The 17,939-nt window shown below is 70.1% G+C and carries 18 protein-coding genes and 2 pseudogenes; 8 read left to right on the plus strand and 12 right to left on the minus strand.

The features are described from left to right. Positions 1-93: 93 nt before the first annotated feature. The 5 genes from AB5J49_RS46165 to AB5J49_RS46185 form a co-directional block, all read right to left on the minus strand. Positions 94-1,173 (minus strand): hypothetical protein, encoded by a 1,080-nt coding sequence (locus tag AB5J49_RS46165; protein WP_369174845.1) that lies wholly within the window; start codon positions 1,171-1,173, stop codon positions 94-96. Positions 1,174-1,350: 177 nt separating this feature from the next. After that, positions 1,351-1,515: a hypothetical protein gene (locus AB5J49_RS46170; protein WP_369174847.1), complete on the minus strand. Its 165-nt coding sequence runs from the start codon at positions 1,513-1,515 to the stop codon at positions 1,351-1,353. Positions 1,516-1,571: 56 nt separating this feature from the next. After that, on the minus strand, positions 1,572-1,964 hold the full coding sequence (locus AB5J49_RS46175; protein WP_369174848.1) for a DUF6114 domain-containing protein: 393 nt from the start codon (positions 1,962-1,964) through the stop codon (positions 1,572-1,574). Next, positions 1,961-2,569 carry a DUF6230 family protein gene (locus tag AB5J49_RS46180; RefSeq protein ID WP_369174849.1) on the minus strand — a complete coding sequence of 203 codons (609 nt, stop codon included), beginning with the start codon at positions 2,567-2,569 and terminating at the stop codon, positions 1,961-1,963. Before AB5J49_RS46180 ends, AB5J49_RS46175 begins: the two co-directional genes overlap by 4 nt. A 254-nt stretch (positions 2,570-2,823) precedes the next feature. Further along, a complete protein-coding gene (locus AB5J49_RS46185; protein ID WP_369174850.1) occupies positions 2,824-3,423 on the minus strand; it encodes a 2'-5' RNA ligase family protein in 600 nt (199 codons plus the stop codon). Between the two features lie 290 nt (positions 3,424-3,713). Between AB5J49_RS46185 and AB5J49_RS46190 the strand changes: the two genes are divergently transcribed. Next, positions 3,714-4,373 carry a hypothetical protein gene (locus tag AB5J49_RS46190; protein WP_369174851.1) on the plus strand — a complete coding sequence of 220 codons (660 nt, stop codon included), beginning with the start codon at positions 3,714-3,716 and terminating at the stop codon, positions 4,371-4,373. Between the two features lie 544 nt (positions 4,374-4,917). Here AB5J49_RS46190 and AB5J49_RS46195 read toward each other — a convergent pair. Both AB5J49_RS46195 and AB5J49_RS46200 read right to left on the minus strand, forming a co-directional pair. After that, the gene (locus AB5J49_RS46195; protein WP_369174852.1) at positions 4,918-5,352 is read right to left on the minus strand and encodes a hypothetical protein; all 435 of its coding nucleotides are present in this window, start codon (positions 5,350-5,352) and stop codon (positions 4,918-4,920) included. A gap of 28 nt (positions 5,353-5,380) precedes the next feature. After that, the gene (locus AB5J49_RS46200; RefSeq protein ID WP_369174853.1) at positions 5,381-6,226 is read right to left on the minus strand and encodes a DUF1206 domain-containing protein; all 846 of its coding nucleotides are present in this window, start codon (positions 6,224-6,226) and stop codon (positions 5,381-5,383) included. Positions 6,227-6,661: 435 nt separating this feature from the next. Here AB5J49_RS46200 and AB5J49_RS46205 point away from each other — a divergent pair, with 435 nt between their 5' ends. The 3 genes from AB5J49_RS46205 (at position 6,662) to AB5J49_RS46215 (ending at position 10,441) form a co-directional block, all read left to right on the plus strand. Further along, positions 6,662-7,402 carry a class I SAM-dependent methyltransferase gene (locus AB5J49_RS46205; protein ID WP_369174854.1) on the plus strand — a complete coding sequence of 247 codons (741 nt, stop codon included), beginning with the start codon at positions 6,662-6,664 and terminating at the stop codon, positions 7,400-7,402. Positions 7,403-8,066: 664 nt separating this feature from the next. Beyond that, positions 8,067-9,422, plus strand: coding sequence for an FAD-dependent oxidoreductase (locus AB5J49_RS46210; protein ID WP_369175482.1), 1,356 nt, complete (start codon positions 8,067-8,069; stop codon positions 9,420-9,422). A gap of 224 nt (positions 9,423-9,646) precedes the next feature. Further along, positions 9,647-10,441, plus strand: coding sequence for a VC0807 family protein (locus AB5J49_RS46215; RefSeq protein WP_369174855.1), 795 nt, complete (start codon positions 9,647-9,649; stop codon positions 10,439-10,441). Positions 10,442-10,556: 115 nt separating this feature from the next. Here AB5J49_RS46215 and AB5J49_RS46220 read toward each other — a convergent pair whose 3' ends face one another. Both AB5J49_RS46220 and AB5J49_RS46225 read right to left on the minus strand, forming a co-directional pair. Continuing rightward, positions 10,557-11,003, minus strand: coding sequence for a hypothetical protein (locus AB5J49_RS46220; RefSeq protein WP_369174856.1), 447 nt, complete (start codon positions 11,001-11,003; stop codon positions 10,557-10,559). Positions 11,004-11,618: 615 nt separating this feature from the next. After that, positions 11,619-12,902: an FAD-binding oxidoreductase gene (locus tag AB5J49_RS46225; RefSeq protein ID WP_369174857.1), complete on the minus strand. Its 1,284-nt coding sequence runs from the start codon at positions 12,900-12,902 to the stop codon at positions 11,619-11,621. A 92-nt stretch (positions 12,903-12,994) separates the two neighbouring features. Here AB5J49_RS46225 and AB5J49_RS46230 point away from each other — a divergent pair, with 92 nt between their 5' ends. Then, positions 12,995-13,591 carry a TetR/AcrR family transcriptional regulator gene (locus AB5J49_RS46230; RefSeq protein ID WP_369174858.1) on the plus strand — a complete coding sequence of 199 codons (597 nt, stop codon included), beginning with the start codon at positions 12,995-12,997 and terminating at the stop codon, positions 13,589-13,591. A 249-nt stretch (positions 13,592-13,840) separates the two neighbouring features. Here the strand turns inward: AB5J49_RS46230 and AB5J49_RS46235 are convergent. Then, positions 13,841-14,029 (minus strand): annotated as a pseudogene (locus AB5J49_RS46235) (heme-binding protein); the annotation flags it as partial. Between AB5J49_RS46235 and AB5J49_RS46240 the strand changes: the two are divergent. Beyond that, on the plus strand, positions 13,962-14,129 hold the full coding sequence (locus AB5J49_RS46240; RefSeq protein WP_369174859.1) for a hypothetical protein: 168 nt from the start codon (positions 13,962-13,964) through the stop codon (positions 14,127-14,129). The pseudogene AB5J49_RS46235 and the gene AB5J49_RS46240 overlap by 68 nt on opposite strands. Before the next feature lie 64 nt (positions 14,130-14,193). Then, positions 14,194-14,325, plus strand: a pseudogene (locus AB5J49_RS46245) (response regulator transcription factor); the annotation flags it as partial. A 99-nt stretch (positions 14,326-14,424) separates the two neighbouring features. Here AB5J49_RS46245 and AB5J49_RS46250 read toward each other — a convergent pair. After that, positions 14,425-14,871: a subtilase-type protease inhibitor gene (locus AB5J49_RS46250; protein WP_369174860.1), complete on the minus strand. Its 447-nt coding sequence runs from the start codon at positions 14,869-14,871 to the stop codon at positions 14,425-14,427. Between the two features lie 434 nt (positions 14,872-15,305). After that, positions 15,306-16,730 carry a Gfo/Idh/MocA family protein gene (locus AB5J49_RS46255; RefSeq protein WP_369174861.1) on the minus strand — a complete coding sequence of 475 codons (1,425 nt, stop codon included), beginning with the start codon at positions 16,728-16,730 and terminating at the stop codon, positions 15,306-15,308. Positions 16,731-17,221: 491 nt separating this feature from the next. On the opposite strand from AB5J49_RS46255, the gene AB5J49_RS46260 reads away from it, so the two are divergent. Continuing rightward, a complete protein-coding gene (locus AB5J49_RS46260) occupies positions 17,222-17,740 on the plus strand; it encodes a cupin domain-containing protein (RefSeq protein WP_369174862.1) in 519 nt (172 codons plus the stop codon). The last annotated feature ends 199 nt before the right edge of the window (positions 17,741-17,939 follow it).

The following is a 17,939-nucleotide window of genomic DNA, read 5'->3' on the forward strand; positions in this document are numbered from 1 at the left end:
GTGGACGGGGCCCGCGCGAGGGCGTCGCGAGGCCCCCGCTGTCGTGCATCAGGTGGGTGGCCGGCTTCGTCCCGGCCCCGTAGAGGATCCGCGTCAGGCTTCGATGCGTTCCGTGTACGCCTCGGTCGGAGGAGCCGGTGTGGGACTCGTCATGCCCACCGACCAGAACCCCGCGGTACCGGGAATCGACGTCACGTCGTTGAGATACGGCGCCGGCGCCGCGCCGGCCGGGCCCCGGACGACGCTCCAGGTGCCGCCGTCCCGGCGCAGGTACGTACTGCGGCTCTGGTCCTGGTAGTTCCAGCCCGATATCCATGCGGCGCGGCCCTGTGCATCGGCCGCGATTGCACTCAACGACCCGACGCTGAAGCCCGCTTCCACCCGCGTCCACGCCGTGCCGTCCCAGTGGCTCAGGGCGGGGTTGCCGGGGCGGCCGGGCGGCCCGCCGATGCCGGCCTCGGTGCCCACCGCCCAGACATCGTCCGGACCGGCCGCGTGCAGATCGGCGATACCCAGACGCAGGCCCGCGATCGGGGGCAGGACCGTCCACGCTCCGTCCCAGCGGGCAACGAGTCCGGACCATCCGCCGCCGTTCGACTGGTCGCCGCTCACCCAGACCTCGCCCGGCGAGCGCAGGACGACCCGGTACAGACTCGCGCTCGCGACGGGCAGTGGGTCCAGCCATTGCCATCGTTGCCCATCCCGGTGCAGCAGCCGGGCGGCGCCGCCTCGGGTGCCGCAGATCCACACCTGCCGGTCGTGGCCGACCGCCACCGCGTTCAACCGAACGTCCGGCTCGCCCTTGCCCGGGAACGCGGCTTCCCGCCAGGTGGTTCCGTCCCAACCCAGCAGCGGGCTGCCGGTCCCGACAGGCTGGCCCACACTCCACGCCGCGCTGGAGCAGACACCGGCGACGTCGCTCAACCTGGTGTGGTTCAGGTGCGACAGATCGGTCTTCGTCCAGGCGCCGCCGTTCCACAGCATGGCCAGTGCCCGCCCCTGCGACGGCCCGGCGCGGCCCTCCTCACCGACCGCCCAGGCCAGCTCGGAGCCGGCTGCGGCGACACGGCGCAGCTGCGCGGCCGGAGTGCTGCCGGGCGCCGGCACGGCCTGCCAGCCTTGCGTACCGGGCGTCGGCTCATCGGCCCGGGCCGGAGCCGGGCCGAGCGCCATCCCCGAAAGTGTGCCGATCGCCCCTGCGACAAATCGCCTTCGTCTCACTGCTGGATCCCTCCAGGCGGATAGGGCTGGACAGGTTGGGCCGGACAGAGGGACCACCGTGAACCAGCGAACCGCAGAGTGCTAGACACGCACGTGACAAAGCCCGTACTGCACAAAGCCCGTACTGCGTCACGGCTTCGAAGGTCCGGTGGTGGAAAGCTGGGCGGGGATGCGGGGGAGCGAGCCGTGGCGGCGGCTGCGGCGGGCGTACTGTTCGCTCGCGTCCCACAGGTCGCGGCGGTCCACCTCGGGCCAGGGGGTTTCGAGGAACAGCAACTCGGCGCAGGGCCGCATCGTGGATGCCGCTGCGCTGGTAGACCCGGGCGGGGTACAGAGCCGGAGACCTCACCTCACGCCTCCTGTTCCGGGGGCGCGGGTGCCTGCTGGGGGATCCAGGCCAGGGCCAGGGCACTGCCGACGGCGGTGAGCAGGAAGCCCAGCAGCAGGCCGCCGAGGTTGGCGGCGACCAGGCTGACCAGGGACATGACGGCGGCCAGGACGCCGGAGAAGTAGCGCAGGGCGGGGTTGTGCCACGTCGTCACACCGGCGACGAAGAACAGCGCCCCGAGGGTCCACGAGGCGGCCCCCGCGGTGCCGGTGAACCGCAGGAAGCCCAGTCCGACCCAGGAGACGCAGATCAGCTCCAGCCCGCCGAGGCCCAACAACAGCCCCGCCGCGAACGGGCGACTCCGCCGCCACCCTCGCAGGCCGCACCGTCGGCCAGGCCGAATCGCCGTACTCATCGGACCGCTCCCGGCTCACAGCCGCCCGCACCGCGGCGCACATCGATGGAGACACCCCGGGACGTGATCGTCCCGGCAGTGAAGGCATGCGGCTGGGTGGTCACCGTGCTGCCGCTGACCTTCTGCGCGCCGACGGTGAACAGGCCCGTGGGCCGGTCCAGGGACACCTGCGGGGTGCTGAACCTCGCGCCGGAGAGCTTCACCGAGCGGGCCGTGGCCTTGCCTGCCTCCACCGTCAGGCCGGTGGCGGAGGCCCGCTCGATGCGTACGACGGCCGTCACCGCTCCGACCACCGGCAGGTCGGCGGTGGAGGTGACGCAGGCATCCTCCACCGTGGCCTGCTCCACGCGCGTCGCCAGCGCCGGCAACAGTCCGCCACGGCCCGAGGCGGCCGGGGACGCCGACACACCGGATGCGGACACCCGCGCGGCATGCACGGTGACCGGAACCTCCCCCGCGAACGCCACGGACACGGCCCCTGCCGCGCTCCCGGCCAACAGGACGGAGGCACCCACGAGCAGGAGAGCCAGCGCCAGAGCGAACCGGCTGCGGCTTGTCCGCCCTGCGCCGGTGCTGGTCATCACGGGGAAGTCGTCATCGATCACGACCGACCCAACGACCGTCCCGGACCGAAGTACCGCCAAGCCCACGATCGGCTGATACGACTCCGCGGCCGGTTGTCGCGGCGGGATGGCCCGGGTGCCGTTCACCCACCGGCCTCGTTGGAGGCGCGCGCGTGCGTGTACGTAAGCGTGGTGCGAGGGGCGGCAGTTGTCCGTTGCCGTTGCCGAGGCCGTGGCGGGAGCAGATGAGGGTGCGGCCTCCATCCGGACCCCGCGGCGCGGTCATCACCGCACACTCAGCTCGTGCGCGGGTGGCGGACCTCGCCCGTGCCCAGTGTGATCACGGCCCGGGGCCGCATGGGCTCCTCGCCGCGGCGGGAGAGCAGAACCAGTTCCTCGACCAAGGCCGACAGCGTGCCGAGCCGGACGGCGCACTCGGTCGCCAGGCGCTTCGGGTCCTGGGTGCGGCCGAGGGACAGATGCGGGGTGAAGCGCCCGCCGCGCCCTTGGCAGAGCGGGAACCGCAGCTGCAGCTCTCGGTGGAGACGGGCCCATGGCGCCGTGTCTGCCGCGGCCGGATCGAGCCAGACCGTCGCGTAGTGCCGGTGCCGGAAGTACCGCACCCCGGCCAGGCGCGCCGTGAACGTCGTGCTCTGCGCCGCGACGGCGGAGAGCAGCGGCACGGCCCGGGCGAACTCATCCTCCGGCACGAAGCCGAACAGGAGATTCACATGCGGCGGGCAGCGCCGTACCTGCGGATCGTGCTCCCAGCGGATGTCCTGAATGGCCGGCCAGAGGTCCCGTGGCGGCAGCCAGGCCACCGCCGTCCGCGCCGTCGGCGCCACGTTGAGCGCACCCATCGGCTCGCCCCCGCCGAAAGCAGGATTCCCGTCCACCTGGCCATGGTCCCAAACGGGGCCCCAAGGCGCGCAGGGACTCGCTCGCCGCCCGCACATACCGGGGCGTACGTAATTCGCCCCTGAGCCGACTCAACGCAGCGTGTCAGCAATGAAATTGACGGATCATCAGTTCAGAAATCAAGTACAACTTTGCCAGTTCTTGGTGTAGCTCGGCCGTCGATTACGTGAGCCTCGTGGGCACCAGGCGGTGACGGCAAGCCCCACCAGAACAGGGGCACCGTGATCACCGTCCCCCCCACGTACGGTAAGAGGCAACAACGATGACGATGAACCGCACACTGCGGTACGGCGGCCGCACACTGGCGTTGACGGCGACCACGCTCGGGGTGATCGCGGCAGCCGTGCCCGCTGGGGCAGAGGAGCAGCCCACCGCGGAGCAGATCGTGGCCGACTGCGCTTCCGGAGAAGGCAAATGCAGCTTCAACTCCCCGGAAATCGGCGAAGCTTACGTCGGTAAGCCCCGACAGGTCTCCGAACTGCTCTACAACTGCACCGCCTCGCCCGCCTCCCAGTCGATGTCGTGGGCGGACACCGTGGGCTCCTCCCACTCGGTGGGAGGCTCGGTCACCGTCGGGGGAGGCATCGAAGGGATCGTCACCGCCAGTGTGACCGCGACGTACAACTACACGTGGCAGAGCTCGCACACGGAGACAAGTACCTTCACCGTGACCGTGCGGCCGGGAGAAGTGGGCTGGATCTCCCGCGCCCAGGTGATGCAGCAGATAACGGGCACGTGGCAGACCCACTACGACGACCCCAAGTGGGGCCACTACTACTGGTTCGTACCCGACGTGATCACCGGCCCCGCCCCGAACGGCACGGACGGCAAGCACAGCGCGGTCGTGGTCGAATCCCGCAAGATGACGGCCACCGAGAAGAATCTCTGCTCCACCGGCGCCACCCGGGACAAGCTTTTCACCCGCTGACGGCAACCGAGAAACAGCTCATGCTCTGGTGCCGCGGGTTCGTCACGGCTGTCGGGGAGTTTCATGATTCCGGCCGACCCGATCAGCACCGCCCGCCTCTACCGAACCGGAGCCCACTGGGAAACCTCTGTCACAGCTGGCCCATGCACGCTGCGAGCGATCCAGGACCAGCTGACCGGAAGACACGATGACGCGCATCTCCAGACCGTCGATCGAGCGCGGAAAGCCGGACTATGGAAACAGCTCGATCGGCGGCCCGCTGACGTCGACCTCTTGCAGATCCTTTGGTGTCCCAACGAACACTGGGATCCGCCGCCCAGCAGGCCGACGTGGACTGGACCTGCACTGACACAGCTCGCCTCGCGCCGCGACCCATCGGGCCGGGGCGGCGCTCTGAACGCGGCCGCTTCTGCCGCGGTCATACGGCGCAGTCCGGCAGCTGGCAGAGGCAGAACCCGCAGATCCTCACCGCTGCCGCTGCCGCTGCCGCTGCCGCTGCCGCTGCCGCTGCCGCTGCCGCTGCCGCTGCCGCTGCCGCTGGCGTTCAGAAGTCCGTGGGCAGTCCACTCACCTCGGCGATGCCCCGCAGCTCTTCCGTCTGCCTGTGCCGTTCCCTGATGTAGTCGGCGATCTCACTGAGGCGGACGGGGTCGGAAGCGGTGGTCGCATCCGTGACGATCCTGACCGGGCCGGTCTCGTCGACGTCGATCTCGATCACTTCGTTGTCCAGGCGGCCGGTGACGGCGGTGGCGATGACGAGCGCGGCCTCGTCACGGACCTCCTGGGGCAGCTCGTCGCCGTCCCCTGTGCCGAGCGCGAGGTCGAGACTGGAGAGGCGCTCCTCTTCGATCGCCTGGAGGGCTGGTTCCACCACGCGCAGCAGAAGGCGGTAATCCTCCGTGTCCATCCGGATGCGCAGGAGGTCCAGGTACACGTCCACGGGCCGGCCGTCGTCATGCGGAATCTCGGAATCGCTCATCCGCACCGTGTTCCCCGTACGACGGAGCTCAGACCCTTCGCCAGCGGGCCATGGCGAAAGAGAACACACCAAACAGCACCAGCCCGGCCGCGACGCAGACCAGCAGCCAGGGGCCGAGCGGAGTGTCGGCGAAGGTACGCAGCGTGTCGTCCAGCCCCTTGGCCTGGTCGGCTTCGTAGTCGATGGCCGCACGGACGGCGAAGACGCCGGCCACGGCGAACACCAGCCCGCGGGCGGCGCCGCCGGCCACGCCGGTGACGTCCACCAGCTGCCGCGTCCGGTGGCTCATCCGTCCGAGCCTGAGCTTGTCGTGGTACTTGCGCAGACCCGCCCGTACGCCGATCCAGCCGCCGGCCACGACGATGGCGATCCCGGCCGTGCCGACCAGCCACTCACCGGCGGGCAGCTCCAGGGCCCTGGCGGTGGCGTCCCGGGACTGCTGGTCGCTGGATCCGCCCCCGCCCCCGGTCTTGCTCCCGCTCGCCGCGAACGACAGCACGGAATAGGCGACGAAGACGTAGAACGCGAAGCGTACGGTCGCCAGCAGCCGCTTGCGCGCGTTGCGGCCGTCCTGCCCGACGGAACCGAAGATCGCCTCGGACAGCCGCCACAGGGCCATGCCGGCGAGTCCGATGCCCAGCGCCCACAGCAGCACCGCGCCGAACGGCTTCTGCGACAGTTCCGCCAAGGCCCCTCCGCGATCGGCCTGCTCGTTCGTGTCGCCGAAGGCGATCTGCAGCGCCAGCACACCGACGAGCAGATAGATCACACCCCGGGCGGCGAGGCCGGCCCGCGCCGCCCCCTCGGTGACCGAACCCCGCGCCGCCCGCCGGGCCCGGAACCGTCCGGTCCATGCCAACGCACTCGTATCCATGTAGACCTCCCGGCAGTCCGAATGCCCCGGCCCGCCCGGCACACACGCGGCCGTGCCGCCGGCCAGGGGGATACGCCATGAACGGCGACGAAGAGCAGCCGCTTCGCGCCACGCGCGCACGACGTGGACGAGCGCGGTGGCGACCGGCCGCAGGCCGGGGATGACGGACCGGCCGAGTGCCCGCTGCGTGCCTGGCCAGACAGTCCGACCGAGTGCGAGGAGCGGGCCGAAGAGTGCAGCGAGGTTGTCCCTTCATCCGCTCGAACCCGTACGCCCGCTCGTACAGGAGGCCGGGACGATGTCCGCATCTTCGTGGCTTCTGCCAGTACGACGGTCTGCCGGGGTGCGGAAAGACTGCCTGGCAGAGGCCGCGGCGGGTCCGGCGACGGGGGCCCGCGGCCAAGGACTTGACCAAGCACAGGGGAGGACACCACGGTGAGCGTGCAGCAGTACGACGAGATCGGTGAGGCGTTCGAGGGCTTCAAGTCCCTTCCACTGACGCGGTACGGGGAGGTGCCCAGCTTCCTGGCCATGGTCGGGGACGTACGCGGCAAGTCGGTCCTCGACCTCGCCTCCGGCACCGGTTTCTACAGCAGGGAGTTCAAGCGGCGCGGCGCCACGGAGGTGCTCGGCATCGACATCTCCGGTGAAATGGTCGCCGCCGCACAGAAGTTGGAGGAACTCGAGCCGCTGGGCGTGCGCTACGAGGTGGGCGATGTGTCCGAACTGCGGCCCCTGGAGCGGCGCTTCGACGTCGCCGCAGGGGTCCAGCTGCTCAACTACGCGCAGGACATCGCCGACTTGGAGCGGATGTGCCGCAACGTGCACCGGAGCCTGGTGCCCGGCGCCGAGTTCTTCGTGCTCGCTCAGTCACCCGACTACCGTGCCGACGGGAAGACCCTGGAGAAGTACGGCTTCCGCTGCGAGCCGACCGGCGAGGAGAGCGAGACCGGACCGCGCTTCCGGGTCACGGCGCTGCTCGACCCGCCGATCAGCATCGTCAGCTCCGCCCCGCGCCGTGAGGTCTACGAATCGTGTCTGCGGGCGGCCGGATTCGGCGAGGTGACCTGGGTCCCACTGGAGGTGTCCGACGCCGGAGTGCGCGAGTTCGGTGCGGACTTCTGGGCGGACTTCCACGCCAACCCGCCACTGGAGATGCTGCGCTGCCGCGCCTGACGACCGACCGGGCTTCCTGCCGGCCCGACTAGCGACATTCGCTGCGACACCCGCTCCGACTCCAGGGAGGCTGACGCCGCTGCCTGTCGCTGGAGAGCGGCGACGAAGGAGTGGCGGGCGGCGACCAGGTCCAGCCCGCCACTCCAGCCGGTGTACTCACGCGGGGAGATGAGTGTTGCTCTCCAGTGTGTTGGCGGCCAGGTCGGCCTGCAGGGGCGACGCGCTTGCCAACGCGTCAAAACTGTCGGCGCTTCCACGATTCGGGAGATCCGCGATCAGAGCCTGCTGAATGCGCCCCTGCACCCGCGACGCCCACTGCAACTGTGACGACGAGCTCTTGATGTCCGTGCTGGCGGGGCGGCGGAGCGGCGGGGCGGCGGTGGGCGCTGCGTAACCGTGATTGCTGTGCCGAGCCGCCGAGCGGGCCAGACTGCTTGAGGGGCATCAGCCGCGATGCATTGTGATGGCGGGCCGGGGGGGGGGGGGCTGGCGGGGGCATTCAGGGAGGCGCAAAAGGGCTTGAACACGATCAACCCGTCCTGCGGAGCGGGATACTGGTGGCTTCTTGCGACGCGTCGATCAGGGGAGCTGCTCGGTGAACTCTGCCGGAGGAAAAGGCGGTTGGGGCGTGGGCGATGACGGGGGCGGGCGGCACGCGGTAGTGGTGGGCGGGAGTCTCGCGGGGATGCTCGCGGCGCATGTTCTGGCTGGGCACGCCGACCGGGTGACCATCGTGGAGCGCGACCGGTTCCCGGACGACACGCGGTCGCGGCCGGGCGTACCGCAGGGCAGGCATCCGCATGTCCTGCTGGAGGCCGGGCAGGTGGCCCTGGAGTCGCTGCTGCCGGGCATCCTGGCGGAGCTGCGGGCGGCGGGGGCGCCGCGGGTGGGCATGCCCTCGGACATGGTGCTGTGGCAGAACGGCCGTTGGTTCCGCCGTACGCCCGCCACGACGCACATCTACACCGGTTCCCGCGCGCAACTCGAGGAACTGGTGCGGCGACGGGTCCTGGCCAACCCGGTGATCAGCGTCGAGGAGGGGACCGATGTCGTAGGACTCCTCGGTGACGCCTCACGCGTGCGGGGTGTGGTGCTGCGGGACCGCTCCGGCGACGTCCGCGGGGAGCAGCGAGCCGTCGAGGCCGATCTGGTCGTCGACGCCTCCGGCAGCGGAACGAAGGCCTTGCAGTGGCTCACGGCGATCGGGGCCGAGGTCCCGCACGAGGAGACCATCGACACGGGGCTTGCCTACGCCTCACGCATCTACCGCGGCAAAAGCGGCGTCCTCGACGGTCACACCGTCGGCTATTACGTCTACCCGAGCCCCGACCAGGTCCACGCCGGCGGTGCGTTGCCGCTGGAGGACGGCAGCCATCTGGTCATCGTCTCGGGGCTGCGCGGTGACGAACCGCCCACGGACGACGACGAGTTCATGACGTACACCAAGAGGCTGCCGCATCCGCTTCTGCACCGGTGGCTGGACGAGGCCGAACCGCTCTCGCCGGCGTTCGGCTACCGACGGACCGCCAACGTCCGCCGCCGCTACGACGTGCCCGGCAGCTGCCCGGCCGGCTTCATCGCCACCGGCGACGCCCTGTGCACCTTCAACCCGATCTACGGGCAGGGCATGGCCGTCGCCGCGATGAGCGCGGTCGCTCTGCGCGATGCACTGGACGATCCACGCCGGACCCCCACGACGCGGCGCGTACAGCGGGCACTCCTCGCGGCGTCCCAGCAGGCGTGGGACATCTCCGCCGGGGCGGACCGCAAGATGCCGGGCGCGGTCGGCAACGCGGTGGCCGGCGGGCCCGCGGACCGCGCCGCCGACTGGTACCTGGGGCGCGTCCAGGAGTGCGCCCCGGGCGACCCCGTCGTAGGGCGCGCCTTCCGCTCCGTACTGACTCTCTCCGCGCCGGTCACAGCCTTGTTCGCCCCGCCTGTGGCCCGAGCGGTCCTCTTCCGCCCGCCGGCTACGACCCCTGCCGAGCCACCGGCGGCCCCGGAGGAAACGGGGGCCTGAGCGAGGGTGGCCCTTGGACAGGCACCATGGCCGGAGGCCGGAGTTCAGGCCATGACTGACGCTCGACACTTCGATGCCTGCGTTGCCAACTCTTCTCCGACGTGGGCGAGTCGGCTGACCTCGTCCTGTGATGTGGGGCGGTGGTGCGGTGCTGACACTTGTCATGTCGAGAGCCGGACGATCGTTTCTACCGGTGGCCCGTTGGCGGCCGGGAAACTGGGTGCATGACGACGAACACGGGGACCAGCATCAAGGGAAGTGCCACCGGCGGGCGGCGTGCGGTGCGGAATTTCGCGCCGCTGTTCATCGATGTGGCGGTGCCCCTCGGGGCGTACTACCTCCTGAAGAACGGCTTCGGGACGAGCACGCTGATGGCGCTCGGCCTGAGCAGTGTCGTGCCGGCCGTGCGGACCGGGTGGGGCGTGGTGAAGGCGCGCGAGGTCAACGGGCTGGCGGCCCTCATCCTGTTCGTGAACGTGGTGTCGCTGCTGCTCGGCTTCGTGGCCGGTGACCCGCGGTTGATGATTGCCAAGGACAGTGCGGTCAGCAGCACGATCGGGATCGGGATCATCGTGTCCGTGGTGCTCGGCAAGCCGATGATGACGGCCGGTATGAAGCCCTGGGTGGTGAAGGGGGACCCGGGCCGGGAGGCCGCGTGGGCGCGGCTGCACGCCGGGTCGGCGCGGTTTCGGCGGGCCGAGCGGGTGTTCTCGCTGGTGTGGGGTGTCGTTCTGCTCGCGGAGTGCGTGGTGCGGGTCGTGGGGGCCTACACGCTGCCGGTGGACACCATGGTGTGGGTCGGCAATGTGATCATGGTCGTCGGCATGGGGGTGGGCTTCCTGGTCAGTGGTGCGCTGGGCGCCGGTCCGATGGCCGGGATGGTCATCGCGGAGGCGAAGTCGGAAGCGAAGGCGATGAGGCACGGAGCAAGGGCGGGGGAGGGGGAGACGGAGGCCGGTCGGCCCGTCGAGTCCTCCGAGGTCGATCTCGACTCCGCCAACCTCGCCACCGCCAAGTAGGGCTGAGGGAGATTCGCGGCCTTGCACCTTCGGCCAGGACGCTCTGCATGCCGCTGCTGATGGCTGCGGTGGAGTGATCGAATGCTGACGGGTCGGATGCCTACGGGTCGGATGCCTACGGTTCGGCGTGGTGTGCGGAGGCCTCCGCGACCTTCTTGAGCGCCGACGTCGTGGCGGGGTCACCGACCTTGGCGGGTTGATCGTGCCTGCCGTTTTCAGAGCTGTCGTTCTGGAAGTGGGAGGGGGCCAGCCGGTCGCCGGGACTGTGGGACTCCGACGGGGCGTCGGCGGATGCGGCCGGGGCGGTGGCATTGCCCGCCCCGGCGGCAGTCGGGCGCCGCCCGCTGCCCTGCGCCATGTCGTCCTGGGCAGTCTTCCCTTGCGAGCCTTGGCGGGGACGCGGCTGGGTCAGCCAGGCGACGGCCGCACCGGTGAGAGCCAGGGGCCACTCCACCAAGCCGGCCACGCCGAGCACCCCGGCTCCGGTGTAGACCGCGATCCGTCGTCCGCGTGGCGAGACCGCTCCGATCCGATCCAGCGCACCGTCGGCGACCCGGCTCACCTGCCCAGCTCCGGGCAAGCGGCGGAGCCCGGTGCCCAAGATCCGCAACGGCTGAGGGAGATCCGAGGAACTCGTCCTGACCTGGCTCATTGCCTACTCCCTCCGCACGTCACCAACGGTCCTCAGTCCGAGTTTCCCGTGTTGCTCCATATATGCGGAATTCGGTAGGTAACGCGGTGTTATGGCAGCTCGGGGGCAGGAGGCCTGTCAGCCGAGCGAGAGGCATGAAGAAGGTCAAGGGAATCGACATCAGTAGCCCATGGGCGCGATGTAGCACCGACAAATCCCGAGGGCCACGAAGGACGAAGCCGCCCGCCGGTTTCCCCGTGGCGGGCGGCTCGTGCCGTAGGTGTTCAGAGATCGAGATCGGCGGCGGCGCACTGTAGGCGTCCTGGGCCGCTGGACGACACCGGCATGGCACCGGCGGCGGGATTCGAACCCGCGTCACCCGCTTGAGAGGCGAAGTAGCCACAGCCTGCGCACCTGAACAACGCTCACCGTAGTCGAGGCGTTCGTCGGCAGCATCCGGTTTTCGGGGTGCGCCGGGGGAGCGGTGAGTCGCCAGGCCGGTGGGCCTGCCGGCGGCGCCACGGGCGGTACGCGACGGCCCGGTGCTCATCGCGCCGGCAGCAGCACCCCGGGATTGAGGACGCCGGCCGGGTCGAGAGTGGACTTGGCGGCGGTGAGCGCGGCGGCGAAGGGGCCGGGGCGCTGGCGGTCGTACCAGGGCCGGTGATCGCGGCCGACCGCGTGGTGATGAGTGATGGTGCCGCCGCTTTCCGCGATCGCCTCGGAGACCGCGGACTTGACGTCGTCCCACTGGCTCACGATGCTGCCCCAGCGGCCGGGCGCGTACACGCTGAAGTACGGCGCCGGGCCGTCCGGGTAGACATGGGTGAACCGGCACGCGATCACCCCCGCCCCGGCGACCTCGGCGAGAGCCCGCCGTGCCGCCTCGGTGACCGCCTGATGCAGTGCGCCGAACCTGTCCCAGGTGCAGGCCGTCTCGAAGGTCTCGGAGATCACCGAGTGGCGAGCCAGCGCGTCCCGCTGGTAGGGCATCCGCAGGAACGACGAGCGCCATGTCTCGGCGGCGGACTCGCCGCGGACGTTGCCGCCGGATTCACCTCGCGCGTCGCCATCAGACCTTCCCGCTGCGTCGGCGGACGGTTCACCGCCGTGGTCCCGGCACAGCTCCACCGCTCGCTCCAGGCCGGCGCGCACCGGGTGGTCCGCCGACTCGAAGGCGAGGACGAGGACACCGCCGCCGACGCTCACGCCCGCGTTGATCAGTGCCTCGGTCGCGTCGAGCAGACGGCAGTTCGCGGGGTTCAGCCCGCTCTGCGCGACGGCCCGGGTGGCCGCCACCGCCGATTCGTAGTCGCTGAACCGCACGGAGGTACCGGCACGCCAACGCGGGCGCTCCTGCAGACGCATCCATGCCTCGGTGATGATGCCCAGCGTTCCCTCACTGCCCAGGAAGAGCCGGTCCGGTGACGGTCCGGCGCCCGAGCCCGGCAGCCGCCGCGACTCGCTGATCCCGACGGGCGTCACCACACGCATCGATTCGAGCAGGTCGGTCACGTCGCGCTCGTCACGGGGCCGGGCGACGAGGTCCGGTACATGGCGCAGGTCCCCGTGCAGATTGCGTACGACGTCCCGGAACGCCTTGCCGTGCGCGTGCGCGGCCCGGTCGGCCGGATCGGTGGAGCACAGGCCGGCGAGGGAGGCCGGGGGAGTCACCCGCGGCCCGGCCAGACCCAGCGAGGCGAGGCCGGGCGGCTCGTGAGCCGTCAGCTCGCCCGGCAACACTGCCCGCGCCCGCCCCAGCAAGGCGTCGAGCTCCGCACCGCCCACCGCGTCCTCGACGTTGCCCCATCCCCACCACGATCGCGTCATGCCGCCGCTCTCCCCGCTGCCCGTGTGCCGTCCGTCGAATTGACCGATAGGTAAATTACCGCTCGGTCATATCGTTGGCTAGGATGAGCCTCATGGGCAAGGCCGGAACCAAGGGCGTCTCCCGCGTCGATCGGGAGCGGCAGATCATCGACGTAGCGGTGGAGGAGTTCGGCAGACACGGCTACACAGGTGTGTCCGTCGCCGCCGTCGCGCGGCGCGCGGGGATCTCCAAGCCGCTGATCTACACCTACTTCCACTCCAAGGACGGCCTGTACCTCGCCTGCGTCCACCATGTCGGCGCCCTCTTGGTGGACTCGGTGGCCGCCGCCCGGTCCCGCAGCGGATCGACCGGACACGCCGTCGACACGCTCACGGCGATCTTCACCGCGGTCGAGGACTGCCCGTACGCCTGGTCCGTCCTCTACGACCCGGCTCTGCCGCCGGTCGGCGAGATGCGCGACGCGGTGAACCGCTACCGTGAGCGCCTCGCCGCCATGGGCGCCGCCGGTGCCGCGCAGCTGCTGGCCGGTGCCGGACACGGCGACCCGCTCGACCACGACCTGCTCAACCACGTGTGGCAGCACGCCGTCACGGCCGTGATGCGCTGGTGGTTCGAGCACCCGGACCAGAACACGTCCGAGATGACGGCACGTTGCGCCCGCCTCCTCATGGCCCTCGGCACCGGCTGACCCGGAACCACCACCGTCGCTCACCGTACGAGGCCATCCGCCTTGCCGACAGGGCGAGTTGTGGACGTGACGTGCCTGGACGCGAGAGCCGCCGAGACTCATAAGCGACGCCCCGGCTCCGAATCGCCGGTGGCGGGCCGCGGTCGGGGAACGCGGCCCGCACGTCATGGCCGAGCGCAGCAGCACGTGACGCCGGGCGACCAGGGCCTGATCCGTCGGACAGGCTCTACCGAGCGAGCGCGTCCGCCCCCCCGCCTGCGCGAACTTCTCGTCCAGCGTGCCGGACGGGGCACCCGCGACGCCGATGTCGGCGATCGGCGCCTTGGCGGCGGTGACGGGGACGCCGCCCGCCAGGGACAGGGTGCCGGGGATGTCCTTGAGGTTGGGGGCCTGCTCCAGGCGCTCGGCCAGCTGGGAGGTGGGGGCGTTCCAGGTCAACGTCCGCGAACACGCCGCCGCCGACAACGCCGCCCTCACCCTCGCTCCCGGCGAGGGCACCGGCCTGTCCGCCGCCGTCCCCCTGGAGACGCCCCGATGACCCCCGACCGCGCTCCCGTACGGATCCTGGTCTGCGACGACCACGCCGTCGTACGGACCGGGCTGACATCGCCCGTGCCCTGTACATCAGCGAGGCCACGGTCAAGACCCACCTGCGGCGCATCTACGACAAACTCGGCGTCGACACGCGCGCGGGCGCGGTGGCGGTCGCGAAGGAGCGGCGTCTGCTGCCGTGACCTACGGTCCGCGTGGAGTGCGCATACGGAAGGGGCGGGCCGCCCACCCAGTGGGCGCCCCGCCCCGTCGATGTGAGGCTTTACCTCGGCCGTCGTGGCTCAGAAGGCAAAAGCCGCAGCCCCCTGAGTTTCCTTGATGCAAGGATTGGCGAAGGTGTGCTCGTAGTTTATCCGCGTACCACGCCACACCCCTTGGACGGTGACGACAATGGGGCGGTATTCCCTGGTGCAGAGTTGTCCCGCATCATTCCCGCGGAGTGTGGCCAAGCGGTCGAGGTCCCCGTTCGCCCGTTCCAGATCCGCGCAAGCTTGTCGCGGATCGGGGTGAGTCCCCGAGGTGGCGTACGCACAGTTCACCGTCACCGCGCGCTCCGGTGCTGTGGTGGCGGCCTTCTCCCCGTGGCCGGTGGTCATGACCAGCGCCGAGGGGGCGTACAGCGAGGCGGGTGCGGCGGCGGGCGCGCTATGGGCAGGCATGCTCAGAGGGCCCGCAACAGCCGTGGTGAGCAGGGCTCCTGTCATTGCCCAGCGTGTCATTGGTCGCATGGTGTGACTCCTTTCTGTTTGGGTGTTCGGTGCCTCGAAGTACCCGCCTTGTTGCTGTTGTCTCAGGAGGCTGAAGCTGAATTCTGTCCCGCCGCTGGAATCCGGACCCCATTGCCTATTCAATCAGTGGCTTGAATGATCGAACGGTCCTCGTGATCGAGGAGGTGAGAGGTCTTTCATTCCCTTCGCCGGTTGAAGGTGTGGCCGATGTGTCAGGGGTATGAAATGGCCTGAAATTTGTGAGCCGGTTTTCGGCCCCGGGTGGTACGAGGCCGTTCGGTATGGGGGAGGCGGCACAGCCTGGGAGTACGGTCCGCGGCTGGACACCCTGTGCGGAAAGGGCCGGCGACAAAGGCGTCCGAAAAGGAGAGCGGCTCGCCGCACGGCCCCCTGACCCGGTGGCGCGCCGCCCGAAGGCTTCGGTGCGGGAGCCTTCAGCCGGCGGGCGGCATGTCCGTGGGGCTGGAGTCGAGTCCGGGCCGTTTGCCGGCCCAGGCGCCGCGCGTGAAGTCGGGGATCTCGACCGGGCGACCCTGCCTCGCCAGGGACGCGGCGCTCAGGGGGACCGCCGCGCACCAGGCGGCAGAGTCGTACACGTCGATGTCGGGCACCAGCCCGGCACGCATCAGCTGGACGGTGCGCCACTGCAGGACGTAGTCCATGCCGCCGTGACCGCCGTTGTTCGCCGCGTCGTCGCCGACCTTCCGCCACAGCCAGTGGTCGAACTCCTTGCGGTAGTCGGCGAAGTCGCGCCAGGTGTGGCCGCCGTGGTCCGGTTCGAGATACACACGCGCGCCGGTCGGGGCGGGGCCGGCGTAGTCCTCGACGATCCCGCGGCTGCCGGCGAGGGTGTTGATCCTGCTGTACGGCCGGGGTGAACTCACGTCGTGCTCGGCCCGGATGATCCTGCCCTTCTCCGTCTCGACGAGGCAGGTGACCAAGTCACCGTTGATGTACGTCTCCTTCCAGGACGGGTGGTCCCGGGGGATGAAGCGCTCGCGGTAGTCGGCCAGTCCCTTCGGGGCCGTCGCGGTGGCGCGCAGGGTGGTCATCCGGTCGCCGCGGTTGATGTCCATGGCCGCCGCGATCGGGGCCAGCCCGTGCATGGGGTACAGGGACGCGGTGCTGCGGGTGTGCCACAGCCGTCGCCAGGAGTCGGTGTAGTACGTGTCGGAGAAGAGGAGTTCACGCAGGTCGTGGAGGTAGCCGCCATGGCCGTTGGTGATGTCGCCGAACAGGCCGGCGTGCGCCATCCTCAGCATCGCCAGTTCGTTACGTCCGTAGCTGCAGTTCTCGGCGAGGAGCAGGTGCTTGCGGGTGCGCTCGGAGGTGTCGACCAGGTCCCACAACTGGCGCAGCTCGGTAGCGACGGGGAGTTCCACCACGGCGTGCCTGCCGCTTTGCAGCGCGGCTCTGCCGTGCTCGTAGTGGAACTCCCACGGCGTGGCGACGTACACCAGGTCGATGTCGTTGCGCCGGAGCATCCGGGCGTAGGAGTCGGCTGATCCGCCGTATTCGGCGGGACGGGGCTCGCCCTTGCTCGCCAGCCGGTCGGCGGCGAGCCGAGCGCGGTCGGCGCGGATGTCGCAGACGGCGGTCACGGTGCAGCCGGGTACGGCCGCCCAGCCCGTGATCATGCCTCCGCCGCGGTTGCCCAGGCCGATGACACCGACGCGGACGGTTCCGTGGACCTCGAACGGCACGCCGATCATCGAATTCTGTCCGGGACGGCGGCGGGGCACCTGTCCGGTCGCGGCGGATACGGCCGGTGCCGCGGCGGTCATCCCGGCCGCGAGCGCGCCGGTGGCGACGGCTCCGCCCAAGAGCAGTCGGCGTGAGACAGCGGGTGTTTCGGACATGACGGCAACACTCCTCGGTGGGGTGGCTTGCATCACTGTCGGGGCACTGTCGGGATTGTCGGGGCATGACTCTGCGGGCTTCGAGGATGCATGTCAATATGTGCTCGATAGGAAGCAGTTCCGAGCAGGATTGAGCATCTTTCGGCCGGACGGTAGCTTGCCAGACCGATCCGGCCGGTCCGGCCGCCGACCGGTGTCATGCCGATGCGCACGGTCAACGTCCGCTCCGCGAAGGCGTGTTCGGGTCCGGTGTCCTCGTTCGAGATCTACCGGAGCGGGTGGGCGACGGTGGGCGTACCGGTCTCGGTGAAAGAGGGGATGACCAGGTTGGCGAAGGCGCCGAGCCGGGAGGTGAGTTCTGGGGCCGGGCAGACAGTCCCTAGGTCCCGGGACCTCAGCCCGGGCCGGCTCAAGACCGTCCGCAAGCCCGATGCCGTCCTCCGGAGGCGGGAGCCACGATGTCGGCAACTGCCTGGAAAGAGGAGCGTGTCATGTCGTACCCGGAACACCTCGCATACCCGCAGCCCCGCTACCAGGGGGACAAGGGAGAGGTGAACGCGGCTTTCCGTCCGGCCGACACCCCGCCGGACATCGCCTCGCCCGGCGGGTCCACCCACTACCTCGCCACCAACGACTCCACGGGCGGCGAATTCGGCCTTTACAAGGTGGAGTTGGGCGCCCGGTCGGCCGGTGCAAAGACCCACTTTCACAAGGCGATGTCGGAGTCCTTCTACATCCTCTCCGGTGAACTGGAGCTCTACAACGGCGAGAAGTGGGTCACGGGCCGTGCGGGCGACTTCCTGTACGTACCGGTCGGCGGCCTGCATGCCTTCAAGAACGTCACCGACGAGCCCACGTCCATGCTCATGCTCTTCTCACCGGGCGCCCCACGCGAGGAGTACTTCGAGCGGGTCGCGGAGATGACGCAGCGCGGCGGCGAGGGACTCAAGCAGTTCCGCATGCGGCACGACAGCTATTTCGTGGAGGACTTCGAGCCCGGCGCGGAGTAGCGGAGTAGTCGTATGCGTGGGGGGTGCGGGGTGCGGGGTGCGGGGTGCGGGGTGCTGTGCCGCGCCCCGCGCCAGGGTGGATGGTCTGGCCGATGTCGATGTCGATGTCGTGGGCGGAGGCGCGGGTGAAGCCGAACCGGGGGTATTTAGGTCGCTCGCGTCGTAGGGCGCACGGGGCCTGGCACAACGCCGGCGTGTC

It is taken from the genome of Streptomyces sp. R28 (assembly GCF_041052385.1).
Lineage (GTDB): Bacteria > Actinomycetota > Actinomycetes > Streptomycetales > Streptomycetaceae > Streptomyces.

What these genes read in the sequence shown, in the direction of transcription:
- AB5J49_RS46165 (WP_369174845.1), bottom strand. Translation starts at nt 1,173, where the DNA reads ATGGCGCTCGGCCCGGCTCCGGCCCGGGCCGATGAGCCGACGCCCGGT.
- AB5J49_RS46170 (WP_369174847.1), bottom strand. Translation starts at nt 1,515, where the DNA reads ATGCGGCCCTGCGCCGAGTTGCTGTTCCTCGAAACCCCCTGGCCCGAG.
- AB5J49_RS46175 (WP_369174848.1), bottom strand. Translation starts at nt 1,964, where the DNA reads ATGAGTACGGCGATTCGGCCTGGCCGACGGTGCGGCCTGCGAGGGTGG.
- AB5J49_RS46190 (WP_369174851.1), top strand. Translation starts at nt 3,714, where the DNA reads ATGAACCGCACACTGCGGTACGGCGGCCGCACACTGGCGTTGACGGCG.
- AB5J49_RS46195 (WP_369174852.1), bottom strand. Translation starts at nt 5,352, where the DNA reads ATGAGCGATTCCGAGATTCCGCATGACGACGGCCGGCCCGTGGACGTG.
- AB5J49_RS46200 (WP_369174853.1), bottom strand. Translation starts at nt 6,226, where the DNA reads ATGGATACGAGTGCGTTGGCATGGACCGGACGGTTCCGGGCCCGGCGG.
- AB5J49_RS46215 (WP_369174855.1), top strand. Translation starts at nt 9,647, where the DNA reads ATGACGACGAACACGGGGACCAGCATCAAGGGAAGTGCCACCGGCGGG.
- AB5J49_RS46225 (WP_369174857.1), bottom strand. Translation starts at nt 12,902, where the DNA reads ATGACGCGATCGTGGTGGGGATGGGGCAACGTCGAGGACGCGGTGGGC.
- AB5J49_RS46230 (WP_369174858.1), top strand. Translation starts at nt 12,995, where the DNA reads ATGGGCAAGGCCGGAACCAAGGGCGTCTCCCGCGTCGATCGGGAGCGG.
- AB5J49_RS46240 (WP_369174859.1), top strand. Translation starts at nt 13,962, where the DNA reads ATGTCCTTGAGGTTGGGGGCCTGCTCCAGGCGCTCGGCCAGCTGGGAG.
- AB5J49_RS46250 (WP_369174860.1), bottom strand. Translation starts at nt 14,871, where the DNA reads ATGCGACCAATGACACGCTGGGCAATGACAGGAGCCCTGCTCACCACG.
- AB5J49_RS46255 (WP_369174861.1), bottom strand. Translation starts at nt 16,730, where the DNA reads ATGTCCGAAACACCCGCTGTCTCACGCCGACTGCTCTTGGGCGGAGCC.
- AB5J49_RS46260 (WP_369174862.1), top strand. Translation starts at nt 17,222, where the DNA reads ATGTCGTACCCGGAACACCTCGCATACCCGCAGCCCCGCTACCAGGGG.